We start from the raw sequence: 13781 nt of genomic DNA on the forward strand, positions 1-13781 counted from the left end.
CTTATGGAGAGCTTGTGAATCTGAGCCCGCTCGACGAATTCCCGGTCCATCAGGTGCCGGCGCCGATCACCTCGCCCGCCACATCGGACCGCAATTTCTACGATCGGTCGTACTTCAACGTGCTCGACCGTGCCGGCAACTTCATGGCGCTCACCGGGATCGGCTACTACCCCCGCTTGGGCGTGAAAGACGCATACTTCGTCATCCGGCGCGGTGAAACGCAGACGGCCGTGCACTTCAGCGACGCGATCGACGACGACCGGCTGAACCAGAACGTCAACGGCTATCGCCTCGACGTCGTCGAGCCCCTGCAGCAGCTGCACCTCACGGTGGCCGAAACCGAGGGCATCTCCGCGGATCTGACGTGGCGCGGGCTGTTCCCCGCCGCACTGGAACGCCCCCACGAGATGCTGACCGAGCGGCGCGTGACGCTGCAGGCGTGCCGCTTTGCCCAGGTCGGCGCCTGGGACGGCTGGATCGAGGTGGACGGCGACCGGTTGACGGTCGACGCGACCACCAGCGTCGGCAGCCGTGACCGGTCCTGGGGCATCCGGCCCATCGGTGAACCGGAACCCGCGGGCCGCCCCGATGCGGCCTTCCAGGGGATGTGGTGGCTCTACCTGCCGTTCGCCTTCGACGACTACCAGCTGTTCCTGATTCTGCAGGAGGATCCGGACGGGCATCGCAGCCTCTACGACTGCACCCGGCGCTGGCGGGACGGCAGGGTGGAACAGCTCGACGGGGTGCGGGCCACGATCCACTACACGCCGGGGACCCGCATCCCCCACGGCGCTCACGTCGAATTCATGAACCGCAGCGGGGACCGGATCCAGCTCGACGTCGAGTCGAAGCTGTTCGCGCCCATCGCTTTCGGATCCGGCTATGGCGGAGATTCGTCCTGGGCGCACGGCACCTGGAAAGACGGCCCGTTCACCGAACGGGTCGACTTCGACCTGACCGACCCCGCGGTGATGGCCCGCGCGCCGTTCAGCCTGATCGACCATGTCGGCAAGGCGGTGTGCATCGAGGCCGACGGCAGCCGCAGTGAGGGGGCCGGACTGTTCGAGCACGGCATCATCGGCCCGCACCATCCGTCGGGCTTCTCCGACTGGACCGACGTGGCGGGATAGGCAGCAGATGAAGATCATGACGGCACTGTTCGGACCGACTGATGCGGTCGACCGCGCAGCCCTGCTCAAAGAAGCCGGCGCGTCGGGTGTGTTCACCTTCGAGGGGCCCTTCGACGTGTTCACACCGCTGGTGCTGGCATCCTCGATCAAAGGCCTCGACATCATGTCGAACGTAGCGATCGCGTTCCCCCGCAACCCGATTCAGCTTGCCCATCAAGCCAACGACCTCCAACTCCTCTCGGAGGGGCGCTTCATCCTGGGGCTGGGCACGCAGGTACGCGCACAGATCGAGAAGCGCTACGGCGTCGAATTCGACCGTCCGGTAGCGCGCATGACGGAGATGGTCGGGGCGCTGCGGGCGATCTTCGCCTCGTGGAACGAGGACGAGCGGCTCGACTTCCGCGGCGAGTACTACCGCCACACCCTGATGACACCGACGTTCAAACCCGGGCCCAACCCGTTCGGTCCCCCGCCGATCTATCTGGGGGCGCTCGGTCCACGCCTGACCCGGGCCACCGCCGAAGTTGCCGACGGCCTCCTGGTGATGCCGTTCGGCTCGAAACGGTTCCTGCACGAGACGACGATGCCCGCGGTGCGGGAAGGGCTGGCCGCGGCGGGTCGCAGCGAGGACGGCTTCGAGGTGGTGCCCGAGATCATCGTGTCGGTCGGCACCGGACGCGAGGACGACCACTTCTCGACCCGAATGCTGTTGGCGTTCTACGGTTCCACCCCCGCCTACCGGCCTGTACTCGAGGCGCACGGCTGGGGCGATCTGCAGCCCGAGCTCAATGTGATGTCCAAGCAGGGCCGCTGGCAGGAGATGGCCGGCCTGATCGACGACGAGATGCTGCACACGATTGCCGCCTGCGGCACGCCCGGCGAGATCGCCGCACACATCCGTGATCGTGTCGAGGGGGTGTCGGACCGGATCTGTCTGTACCAGCCGGGCCCGATCGCCGTCGAGGCGCTCGCCGAGATCGTGGATGCGCTGGGTTGACGATATGACCGCTACACCAATCGAATTCGACTCCATCACCGACGACCGCTTCGGCGGTAAGGCAGCCGGCCTTGCCGAGCTGCGTCGGCTCGGGCTGTCTGTGCCGGTGGGATTCGTGATCGCCGATGCCTCCGCACAAGGTGCCCTCGATGATGCCGTGGACCGGTTCTCCCAAATGGCTGCGGCCGGCGCCACCCCGGTGGCCGTTCGATCCTCAGCGGTGGGGGAAGACGGCGATGACCAGTCCTTCGCCGGGCAATACGACACGGTGCTCGGCGTCGACTCCGTCGACGGCTTCATGTCCGCCGTACGCCAATGCGCCAACTCCGTGGACTCCCAACGCGCCTCGTCCTACAGCGGACAATCCAGGGCCACCATGAACGTCGTCGTCCAGCAGATGGTCGACGCGCGCGCCGCCGGGGTGGTGTTCACGGCGGACCCCACGACGGGCCGGCGCGACCTGATGGTGATCGATGCCATCGCCGGTCTGGGCGAGGCACTCGTGGACGGTTCAGCCTCCCCTGACCACATCATCCTCAACTCCGACGGCTCGACCGCGGTACGCGAAGTCGGCCCGGAACCCGTCCTCACGACGGCGGATGTCAGCGAGATTCGGGCCGGCGCCCTGCTCGCCGCGCGTCATTGGGACAAGCCAATGGATCTCGAATGGGCGATCGACCGATCCGGCACACTCTGGTGGCTTCAGGCCCGGCCGATCACCACCCTGCCCGGTGATCTCAATGAAATGGACTCACCGGTGGCCGGTGAGACGCACGTCTACACCCGCTGCAACATCGGCGAGATGATGCCGGGGGCGTTCTGCCCGCTCACCGCGGCGGTGTCCGGGTACGCCATCGACTACGCGATGCAGACGACACAGGTGGTGGCGCGCGCTCAGCCACGCTACGAAAAGCCTTGGCTTCAGGTCGGTTACTTCTACGGACACATGTTCCTGAACCTCACCGAGGGAACCGCCTTGAGTTCGGGCATCCTCGGCAATTCGCGCGAACAGTTCTCGATGTCGATCTGTGGGCGAGTGGTCGACGAACTGGAGGCCAAACCGCCACAGCCGTTCGCCCGAAGGCTCGTCAACACCGTCCGGCTGACCTCTCATGCGCTGTCCGCCGGTCCGGCGATCCGACGGCTCAAGGACCAGATAGCCGGCTTCAGCATCCCGACCAGTCGCGACGCACGAACCGTCCTGCGAGAGCTGGAGGCGGGCGTGGATCTCTACTGCGACGTCACGCTGACCCACGTGCGCTCGTCGTCGCGGGCCGCGGTAGCCGCCAATATTCTCGAGAGCACGCTGGTCCGTCAGGCACTCAAGAACGGGCGCTCCGAGGAGGACGGCCAGGCCGAGGCGATGCGTCTCATGGCCGGGGCAACCGACGTCGAGAGCGCGATGATGCTCGACCAACTCCAGTCGGTGGTCCGCACCCTGGCCGCTGACCCGCTCGCCGCGGAACGGTTTCTGTCCGGCACACCGGAGGAAGCGGTCACCGAGCTGCGCGACGCCGCAAACTCCGGCGGCGAGGCGTTGCGCCAGTTCCTGATTCGGCACGGTCACCGCGGATACCGGGAACTGTGCATGCGTGATCCCTCCTGGGCCCAGGATCCGGGCGGCCTGGGAGCCATGATGCAGGTGATGCTGCAGGCGGCCCTCGACTCCGCCGACAGTGCTCCGATCCACCGCCACACCGAGAAGCCCACGTCCCGGGCCATCAGGTTGCTGGCCCGACTCGCCCAAGGGGGCGCCCGCGGACGCGAGGAGACGAAATCCAAGATGGCGCTGATGGCGCACGCACTCAAGCGGGGGTACCGCCATCTGGGCGAGGTGCTGGCCGCATCGGGCCGGCTCCCCGACGCCGACCTCGTTTTCTTCTTCGACCGCGAAGAACTGTCCCACGTCGTCAGCGATGAGGACATCACCGACCTGACAACCCGCGCACTGGCGCGCCGAGAGGCCCTGGCGTTTCAGGATTCCCTCGAATTCGACGACGTCTCGGTGGGCCGGCCCACCCCCGTCGTCGCGCCAACCCCCGCCACGCTCGCCGCCAACCAGATCGTCGGCCGGCCGGCCAGCCGTGGCTGCGTGGAAGGCACCGTGCGCGTGGCGAAGTCGGTCACGGATGCCCGTCACGTCCAACGTGGCGAGATCCTGGTCGCGCCCGTCACCGACGTGGGGTGGACACCGTACTTCACCGTGATCGCCGCGCTTGTCACCGACATCGGCAGTTCGGTGTCGCACGGCGCGGTGGTGGCGCGCGAATACGGTCTGCCCTGTGTCGTGAACACGTTGGTGGGCACCCAAGTTCTCCAGACCGGGGACCGGGTGCGGGTGGATGGTGACCGAGGGGTGGTGACCCGGATCGACCAGCCGTGAGCGCGCCGGGGACAGATAACCGATCGAAAACAACCCGGCATCCCTCAGCGCGCTCACTCTGGCAACAGTCGTCACTTTGTTAACATCGCGCCGTGCAGGTTTCCCGGCGTGACGCGCTGCGCTATGCCGCCGCGGTCTCGGCGGCGGCCGGACTGGGTGCTGCGATCGGCGCGCCTCCGGCGTCCGCCGCCGCTCCCACCCTGATCGACTTCGCCATGCGCCAGATACCGGCGCAGGACATCCGGGCCGCGGGCCACTCCGGAGTGATCAACTACGTCTCGACGTCACGTCCCGGATCATCCTTCGGCGCCAAGCCGATCACCTTGCCCTACGCCCGGCAACTCACCGCCGCCGGACTCGTGATCGTGAGCAACTTCCAATACGGCAAGCCCGGCGGGACGGCACCGTCGGACTTCACCCGCGGGTACCCCGGCGGCGTCGCCGACGCACGCACCGCCTGGAGCCTGCACACCGCAGCGGGTGGCGGACGCAGCGCACCGATCTTCTTCAGCGTCGACGACGACATCGACCGCAACACCTGGAACACCGTCGCCCTACCGTGGTTTCGCGGGATCAACTCGGTGCTCGGAGTGCAACGCACCGGCATCTACGCGGGCATCAACCCATGCCAATGGGCCATCGCCGACGGTGTGATCGGGAAGTCAGGCACACCCGGAAAAGCGTGGGCCTGGCAGACCCGGTCTTGGTCCGGCGGCAAGGTCCACCCCGCCGCAGTCCTCTACCAGCGAGTCATCGACACCGCATCAAACCCGGGCCCGGTGGTCGGCGGCCTCCGCGTCGACGTGAACGACGCCCTGGCCGGCGACGTCGGCCAATGGAACCTGCATCAGTGAACTTGCAGCCATGACCGCTGAGGACCAATGTGCTCTCGACGAGATCCAATGGGCGGCCCGTTAAGCTGGGACCACCCCGTGAGCGGCGCAAGGTCGATTTCAGCTCACCTGGCTCGGGATCTTTGGAGGACTTGTGCGGCGGCAGCGGTCGAAGTGGGCGATGACGGGCATGGCAGTGCTGGGCGTGGCAATGCTCGTCACTGGCTGCGAGGCCCAGGTCTGGGGTATGCCACCGGAAGGTGAGAACGCCCCCTTGGCAACAGCTGTCGCTCCTCAGGCTCCGGTCACCGTGCCGCCGCAGGCTCCCATCGATCAGCCCCTGGCGCCATTGGAGGGGCTCGAGGCCCGGACCCGGCAAGCCACCGCCGATGCCGCCAGCTCCGGTGCCAACATCAAGGTCGCGTTCCTTGACCGGAACACCGGCCAGGTCATTGCCAACAACGCCAACCAACCGTTCCCGATCGCCTCGGTGGTGAAGCTGTTCATCGCCGACGACCTGTTGCTGCAGGTATCGAAGGGCGAGACCAAACTGACTGACGCCGATCGCAATTCGCTCGACGTCATGCTGCGCTCCTCCGATGACGGTGCAGCCCAGACCTTCTGGGACCGCAGCGGCGGAAACGCCATCATCTCGCGCGTCGTGGCGCGCTACGGGTTGTCGGGTACCACCGCGCCCTACAACGGACACTGGGACGTCACACAGAGCACCGCAAGCGATCTCGTCCGTTACTACAACATGCTGTTGGACGGTAGTGGCGGGCTGCCCGCCGAACAGGCCAACGTGATCATGAGCAACCTTGCGCAATCCACACCGACCGGGACCGATGGCTACCCGCAACGCTTCGGCATCCCAGAAGGGCTCTACGCCGAGCCTGTTGCGGTCAAACAAGGCTGGTTCTGCTGTTGGAACGGCCCCAACCAGCTACACGTGTCCACCGGCGCGATCGGTGCCGACCGCCGGTACGTCATGGCGATGAGCTCACTGGAACCCGGCGATGCCGCCTCCGCCCGCAACACCATGACTCAGGTGGTCAAGACGATGTTCCCCGGCGGGCACGTCTAGCCCAGGTAATCCGCGCCGCCGACATAGGTGATGTCGCGATGGTCGGAATCCAATGCCGCTCGGGTGATTTCGGCCGCAAACTCCTCGACGGTCGGAAGTACCGCCTGACTGCGGCGGGCCTCGACCGCATCGGGGTCGCGCCGCTGCAGCAACCGCACGATGATGGTCCCGTCGATCATGTCGCCGGAAACCACCTTGAGCGCGATTCCATGCTCGGCAAGAGCCGGTTTCGTGGCGAGCAACGCGTCCTCGCCGGCACGTTTGCTTTGAGCGATGGGTTCGTATCCCTCAGGCACCGGCCTTGCCGGATAGAAGTGCGCTTGATGGCTGGTGACAAACACAATTCGCGCACCTGGCGGCATGAGTGGGAGTGCCAGCTCGGCGAGCTGCCGTTGCGCGTCCCGGTTGAGACGCATGGCATAGCCTGGATCGGCTCCGCGCTCTAGACCGCCGGAGGCGTTGAGTACCAACACATCGAGCGCGCCGAATCGCTCACCTATGTCGGCCATCAGCGCCCTGACCGCCACAGCGTCACAGACGTCAGCGCCGGCGGCCGACGCCTGTCCGCCCGCCGCGCGAATCTCGTCAACCACACCGTTCGCCCGAGCGGCTTTCTCACGGTAGTTCACCAGGACGTGGAGTCCGGCCGCACCGAGCATCCGAGCCACCTCAGCCCCGATACCGCGGGACGACCCGGTGACGAGCGCGACGCCGCCGTCCATTCCTGCACCTCGTCCGATCACCCGGTACCCTCCTCACAATCGAAGCCTTAGACTTTACTTAGTTTGATCTTATTTTTCTTAATCTAGTGCTAGCGTCGGCGGCATCGCTCAGTTCGACACGCAGGGAGGCGTGCCCATGGCTGACCACTCCGTTGTCCTCGGCGCAGGCATCGCCGGGCTACTTGCCGCGGCTGCGCTCGCCGAGGCCGGCCACAACGTCACGGTTGTCGAACGCGATCGGTTGCCGGACAAGCCATCCCAGCGCCGCGGAGTCCCACAGGGGCCGCACCTGCACAGCCTGCTGTCCCGGGGTTGGCAGACCATGGAGCAACTGGTCCCAGGCCTGATCGACGACGTGATCGCTGCGGGCGGCCACGCCCTCGACGGCCCCCGCCTCGGCGAGCGCATGCACATCCGGAACGGCCCATACGCCTTCAATCGCACCGACCCGGTCGCAGATCCTGCCGCATTGGCGAGCTACCTGGTGACGCGACCGCTACTGGAATTCGCGCTGCGTGCCGAGGTGGCGGCCCGGCCGAACGTCACGATCAAAGACGGTCACGACACCGGCGAACTTGTTGCCGGCCAGCCTGATCGGATCACCGGTGTCACCATCCACGACCGGCGGACCGGGGCAGTCGAGGCGCTGGACGCCGATCTCATCGTCGACTCCACCGGGCGCGCGACACGCACTCCGGTGCTCTTGGAAAAGCTCGGCTACGAGCGGCCACCGAAGCGAACGTTCACCGTGCACGGCATGTATTACAGCCAGCTGATCGCCATCCCCGACCAGGACGCTTTTCCTGAACGCCTGGTCCTGGTTGTCCCGGCAGGCGGGGGCGGGCGCGGTGGGCTGGCCGCCGGCGAACACGGCACCTGGACGTTGACCATCGCAACACACACCGGCGCGCACCCGACACCGCCGACAACGCTGGACGAAATGATCGCCCTGGCCGAGGAATTCGCGCCTCCGCACATCCAACCGGCACTTCGCAAGGCCATGCCGCTCTCAGATGTCGCGGTCTACCGCTACCCCGGCGGCACCTGGCATCGCTACGACCACTGCGCCCGGCACCCTGACGGACTGCTCGTGATCGGTGACGCGCTGTGCTGCCTCGACCCTCTCCAGGGGCAAGGGGTCACCATGGCCGCGCGACACGCGCACGCGCTACGCACCCACCTCCGCGACCACGGAGCCATTGACCCGCAAAAGTTTTACCAGTCGCTGGCGCACATGATCGCTCCGGTGTGGGCGGCCAACCAGCCCGCCGAGAGCACAACCCGGCGAGGGGTGACGGAGAAGGTCCGCCACCGGGTTCTGCAGTGGGGACGCCACATGATTCTCGAAGCCGCCGACGACATCGTCGTCACCGAGCGCCTCGTCCGCGTCGTGAACATGGTCGACCCACCGCAGCGCCTCCTGGAACCCCGCCTCCTTGCCCGGGTCACCGTCCACCATCTCCGCAGAACTTTGCGCTTCCCAGTATCCGGACCGTGCTTGAAGACAAACGAGGCTTGACGATTCACCGCGCGGCGAGGTCGTTCGTCGACTCGAAGCACTGATCGACGTCCCGGAGTTGGGCGGTGGCGCCAAAGTAGCTCATTGACCTCAAGTGTGCTTACGGTTATACGTTGCAACGATGACGACTCAACGTCCGCACGTGGATAGGCCAACCGCCGACGGCGCACGAGCGGTGCGAGATCTGATCGAAGTTCTTCAACGTGGCGGCGATACCGGAGACGCCGACGTGTATGACAGCATGTTCGCCGCGGACATCTTATGGGGCACCCCGAAAGGCATGGTGCTCAAGGGCTATTCGAATCTCAACCCGATCCATCATCGGATGATGAGCGGACCCCCGGTGGTGCCGGCTTCACGCTTTGAACTCGCGCAGGCGATCTGCCCGGCACCGGGAGTGGTGGTGGCGCAGATTCGCCGCAGTGCGCTGCAGGGTGGATTCAGTGAAATGGCGATGTATGTCTTGGTCCAGCGGGGCGAGACGTGGTGGGTGGCGGCGGCGCAGAACACGCCCGTGGTGGATGCCCTGCCGGCAGTGTCGCCACCGAACTGATCGCCGGCGGCCGTGTTTCAGTGTTGATGCAGTCAGTCTCGCGTAGGTTCTCAAGTTCTAGCGCATCGCCAGAGACCTCCGAACTGCACCTTTGGCGTTGTCTCACTGTTGCTGCCTAGCGGTTTGTCTCACGAACGGCCTCCTTTCCTACTGATGTGAAGCCGCATCGGCCTTGCGGTATGGTGACGGGAGGGTGGCTTCAACGCCTCCTGAAGGCCACGCGGCAGTCTTGCCACCGTCCCCACCTTGCCCCTTGCGCCATACGCGGCGATTCCCGCGGCAAGCGGATCGAAAGCCCTCTTCCAACCCGTTCATCATCCAGCGCGTCAAACGCGTCGGGTTCCTCTTGCGCTTCCGCGATGCGCCGCTGCCTGAGTCAAATGGCGGCCATATTCACACAAACAGAAAGGCTCCAAAGACCATGACCCTCAACGGAATAACCAATGGAACCGAGCGAGCGCTCATCGAGGACATGCTCGACCGCAACCGCGCAGCGCTCATCGCGACTGCCCGCGGCCTATCTGATGCCGACGCCCGCCGGCAACTCGTTGCATCGCTGACAACACCGATCTCACTACTCAAACACGCCGCTGGAGCAGAACGAATCTGGTTCCAACGGTTCTGGGCAGGACTCGACGAATCCGAATGCGATGGGTACTCACGTCGCGACGAGGGTACCTTCGCCGTCGCCGACGACGAGTCGTTGGCAGACGTCATCGCTGAGTTCGAGCGCGCAAGCCAACGATCGCGCGAGATCGCCTCGCGCTTCGACCTCGACGACACGAAAGACAGCCCCCGCGAAGGAACCGTCAGCATGCGGTGGACGCTGCTGATGTTCATCCAAGAGTTCGCCAGACATGCCGGCCACGGCGACATTCTGCGCGAACAGATCGACAGTTTGGACGCAGCCAGTCGGTCGTGACTGGCCAACGCGAGCGGTGTCTGGCGGGTAGAACAAATATCCACGTCGGCCCACAGTCCGAGCACGGTGTGTCTCTCTCAAATTCGCTGCCCAAGTGCAACACTGGTGCAGTCGACCTTGAGAGTGTGCAGTCAAACTTGAGAACCCACATGTCTCGTGGCTTCAGCGCGCCATATTCGTGAACCGCGAGAAGTGAAGCTGGTGCGCCACAGTGATGTTCGCGGTCGGGCCGTTACGGTGCTTGCCGAGGATAATGTCGGCTTCGCCGCCGCGCGGGTCTTCCCGGTCAATCGCGTCGGGGCGGTGCAGCAGCAGGACCATATCCGCATCCTGCTCGAGTGAGTTGTGCGCTGTAATACCTTGCGCCACAAAGTTACTCGTACCTGGCACGGTTCCGTCATACACGTCGTGCTCACCAATGCTGGTGATCTCCACGATCTCATCCCAGAACACATCGTTGCGCGCCAGGTCGTGCAACTCGGGGTCGTCGAGTATGGCAGCCGCCTGGTGTAAGCGTGACCTGCTCGGTGCGTGCTTCCACATGGCGGAGCTGCCCTTGCGCACCAACGCTGACCTCACCTGCTGCCAAACTTCTTTCGGCACGGTGTCGAGATTCGGGTTGCGCTCGGCAGCTTCCAGCTGCCGCAACACCTCGCGCGCCTTGATGCCGCGCTCTCCGTTCACACCGACGTGCGCCAGGAATCGGTGCTGGTTGTCCCCGCCGTAGATCAGCACATGCCAGCAATCGCGGTAGCCGACTTTCTTGGCGCACTTGATACGCGAGTACACGCCGACCCGCAACAACAGCTGGGCCAGGTCGTCGGCGAGCTGCCGGCTCGTCGTGGCGTAGTAGATGCGCGCCTGCCGTGCCGTCGCATCCCAGCGCACGGACCCATCGGTGGCCCAGAGATGCCGCAAGAACAACGGCACCTGGTCATCGGGCAGCGCGAACACCTCTTTGGGAACGAACTTCTCGTAGCTGCGCTTACCGAACAATCCGAGCTTGTCCAGCCACGCAGCGATCGGATTGCGCTTGCCGTGCGTCAAGCGGTACGGCGCCGGGAGCCGCATCGTCGTCACGCCGGCCGCCGGGTACTCGTCGCGCACCGCGGTCACTCCGAAGTGCCGGGCCGATATCTCCACCTCAAGCAGATTCACCTTGTCGACACTGGCGTAGCGGATCGGCTGGCGCTTGACGCACGACCCGTCACCGATCATGTGCGCCAACATAATCACCTCGGAGTCACGCAACCGCTCGGTCTGCACCGGCTCGGGAACCCGCCGCGGCGTCGCCAATCGGTCTCCAACTGCCAACTCACCCAACGGAACCCAGCCGTCCAACGTCATGAACGGATGATTGGCGGTGGCTTCCACCTCACGCCCCGAAGCCAGTCGGAGCTTGAACACCTCTTTGTGGCCGCTGTAGAACACGTTGGTCATGGGGCGCGCCACCATGCGCTTGCGTTCGTCGAGCGACCACACCAGTGGACGCTCCCCCGTCTCCATCAGCTCACCGAACGTCACCTCGGCACCGTTGTCGGCACGCAAGATTCGGGTGTTGGCCGTCATACAGCCGGACTCACGCAGGTCCGAGACCTGCGGACGCTTGTCGGTGCGCTGCTCGGGACCACGGTTGAGCTGGCTGATCGCGATCACCGGCACTTCGAGTTCTTTGGCCATCAGCTTGAGGCTGCGGGAGAAGTCCGAAACTTCCTGCTGGCGTGACTCGTACTTCTTGCCCGAACTCATCAGCTGCATGTAGTCGACGACCACAAGCTTGAGATCCGCCTTCTGGGCCAGCCGTCGGCCTTTGGCCCGGATCTCCATCATGGTGAGGTTCGGCGAGTCGTCGATGTACAGGGGCGCCTCACTGATCTCGCTCATGCGGCGAGCCAGCTTGGTCCAGTCGTCATCGCTCATCCGGCCCGAACGCATATCGGCCAGTTTGATTTTCGCCTCGGCCGACAACAGCCGCATGACGATCTCGGACTTGCTCATTTCCAGCGAGAAGATGACGCTGGCCATCTGGTGCTTGATCGAGCAGGACCGCATGAAATCCAGGCCGAGGGTGGAGTTGTGTGTCGGCACCATGGCAGGACCCGCCAGGTACAGATGCGCGGCGTTGTCGACCTCCACGCACCGCACCGGCACGCTGGGCAGGCGTCGCACCGTCGTCACCTGGCATACCGGCGCCAGCACCGCAGCTCCCCCACCAGAGGTCGGTGCGGTAATCGTGTGCAGACCTGGGCGCAACTGAGCCGTGGTGCGGATGCCGTCACCTGTCGGCCATTGATGCTGGGCATCGGCCACAATCACTGTGCCGTCCGAGAATTCGACCTCGAAACACGGACGGCCGAGCATGACCTCGGTGGCCGCCACAACACGCGTGGGCTCACCGTCAGCGCCGATGAGATGGTCACCCACGGCGACGTCACCCATCGTGGTCCAACCGTTGGGTGTCGGGAGCGGGGTATCGAGCGCGAGTGCCTTCCCGACGCCGGGTCGCGCCGCGATGATGATCATCTGCCCGGGGTGCAGGCCGTTGGTGACCTCGTCGAATTCGGTGAACCCGGTCGGTACACCGCGCGAGAGACCGCCCTGCGACGCGATCGCATCGATCTCGTCCATCGTGGGCTGCAACAGATCTTCGAGGGCCACAAAGTCTTCTGAGGCGCGCCGTTCGGTGACGTCGTAGATCTCGGCCTGCGCCCGGTCGACCACATCGGTGACATCGGCACCGTCGGCCCCGGCGTAGCCGTATTGCACCACCCGGGTGCCGGCCTCCACCAACCGGCGCAACAGCGCCTTCTCGGCCACGATGCCGGCATAGAACCCGGCGTTGGCCGCCGTGGGCACGGTGGAGATCAGGGTGTGCAGATAGGGGGCTCCGCCGATGCGGCGCAGCAGCCCCCGGCGATCGAGCTCGGCGGCGACGGTGACGGCGTCGGCCGGTTCACCCCGGCCGTAGAGATCGAGGATCGCGTCATAGACGTTCTGGTGGGCCGGGCGGTAAAAGTCGCCGGGACGCAAGCGCTCGAGGACATCGGCGATCGCGTCCTTGCTCAGCAGCATGCCGCCGAGGACGGCCTGCTCGGCCGCCATGTCCTGCGGCGGCTGCCGGCCGAAGTCCTCCCCAGGCGGAGGACCATCCATCTCCGAATCTGGATGCCCCAGGTCGTCCACCACCGCCACGGACTCCCCACCCCCTTCCGAGACCCGCCTGACGACAGGCTCGAACGTTTATTCGAATCGGTACTGCAACTGTAAAACAGGGCTCCGACAAAGCTTCGTGACGGCGCTGCGACGCATCACGGTAGACGTTGCTGGCGCCGCCCGAAACCACCCCTGTTGATCAACCTGTGGATGGTATGGGGATAGGTCTCGGTCGCGGTGTTGAGGCTCTGGGGAGAACCTGTGGATCAATCCCTGGCGATCTGTTGTTTTCCCAGTTCAGGGTGCCATGGGGGCTGTCAGTCATTGTGTATGGGAAGTTCTTCGGCGTGTCGTGCCGGGTTGCCGTCCCGGGCGTGTTGTGTTGCGCCCAGGAACCGCCCCGGTTAACACCGAGTGTGCTTCGCTGTCCAGAGTTGCCCGCAACGGGTTCGCCAGAGATACAGCAAACGCCCGGGCGGAAACCT

Annotated in this window: 10 protein-coding genes; 8 read left to right on the forward strand and 2 right to left on the reverse strand. The window is 65.3% G+C overall.

Annotated features, from left to right (window positions below; translation table 11 throughout):
* The first annotated feature begins 14 nt into the window (after nucleotides 1-14).
* The 5 genes from BKG60_RS30645 (at nucleotide 15) to BKG60_RS30665 (ending at nucleotide 6427) form a co-directional block, all read left to right on the forward strand.
* Entirely contained in the window at nucleotides 15-1130 is a 1116-nt protein-coding gene (locus BKG60_RS30645; RefSeq protein ID WP_075910453.1) for an Rv3169 family protein, read from the forward strand.
* A gap of 7 nt (nucleotides 1131-1137) precedes the next feature.
* Nucleotides 1138-2127: a TIGR03617 family F420-dependent LLM class oxidoreductase gene (locus BKG60_RS30650; RefSeq protein WP_075910454.1), complete on the forward strand. Its 990-nt coding sequence runs from the start codon at nucleotides 1138-1140 to the stop codon at nucleotides 2125-2127.
* Between the two features lie 4 nt (nucleotides 2128-2131).
* Nucleotides 2132-4510, forward strand: coding sequence for a PEP/pyruvate-binding domain-containing protein (locus BKG60_RS30655; protein WP_083650387.1), 2379 nt, complete (start codon nucleotides 2132-2134; stop codon nucleotides 4508-4510).
* Nucleotides 4511-4602: 92 nt separating this feature from the next.
* On the forward strand, nucleotides 4603-5364 hold the full coding sequence (locus tag BKG60_RS30660; protein WP_075910456.1) for a DUF1906 domain-containing protein: 762 nt from the start codon (nucleotides 4603-4605) through the stop codon (nucleotides 5362-5364).
* A 169-nt stretch (nucleotides 5365-5533) separates the two neighbouring features.
* The gene (locus BKG60_RS30665; protein WP_075910507.1) at nucleotides 5534-6427 is read left to right on the forward strand and encodes a serine hydrolase; all 894 of its coding nucleotides are present in this window, start codon (nucleotides 5534-5536) and stop codon (nucleotides 6425-6427) included.
* Here BKG60_RS30665 and BKG60_RS30670 read toward each other — a convergent pair.
* The gene (locus BKG60_RS30670; protein WP_075910457.1) at nucleotides 6424-7149 is read right to left on the reverse strand and encodes an SDR family oxidoreductase; all 726 of its coding nucleotides are present in this window, start codon (nucleotides 7147-7149) and stop codon (nucleotides 6424-6426) included. The two genes, BKG60_RS30665 and BKG60_RS30670, sit on opposite strands and share 4 nt — an antisense overlap.
* A 136-nt stretch (nucleotides 7150-7285) precedes the next feature.
* Between BKG60_RS30670 and BKG60_RS30675 the strand changes: the two genes are divergently transcribed.
* The 3 genes from BKG60_RS30675 to BKG60_RS30685 all read left to right on the forward strand — a co-directional run bounded on the left by BKG60_RS30675 (nucleotide 7286) and on the right by BKG60_RS30685 (nucleotide 10143).
* Nucleotides 7286-8668, forward strand: coding sequence for an FAD-dependent oxidoreductase (locus tag BKG60_RS30675; protein ID WP_075910458.1), 1383 nt, complete (start codon nucleotides 7286-7288; stop codon nucleotides 8666-8668).
* 142 nt (nucleotides 8669-8810) lie between these two features.
* Entirely contained in the window at nucleotides 8811-9221 is a 411-nt protein-coding gene (locus BKG60_RS30680) for a nuclear transport factor 2 family protein (RefSeq protein WP_242671664.1), read from the forward strand.
* Nucleotides 9222-9642: 421 nt separating this feature from the next.
* The gene (locus BKG60_RS30685; protein WP_075910460.1) at nucleotides 9643-10143 is read left to right on the forward strand and encodes a DinB family protein; all 501 of its coding nucleotides are present in this window, start codon (nucleotides 9643-9645) and stop codon (nucleotides 10141-10143) included.
* A gap of 162 nt (nucleotides 10144-10305) precedes the next feature.
* Here BKG60_RS30685 and BKG60_RS30690 read toward each other — a convergent pair whose 3' ends face one another.
* Nucleotides 10306-13335, reverse strand: coding sequence for a replicative DNA helicase (locus BKG60_RS30690; protein ID WP_165688736.1), 3030 nt, complete (start codon nucleotides 13333-13335; stop codon nucleotides 10306-10308).
* Nucleotides 13336-13781 lie beyond the last annotated feature (446 nt).

Origin of the sequence: Mycobacterium syngnathidarum (assembly GCF_001942625.1) — a bacterium.
Taxonomy (GTDB): Bacteria; Actinomycetota; Actinomycetes; order Mycobacteriales; family Mycobacteriaceae; genus Mycobacterium; species Mycobacterium syngnathidarum.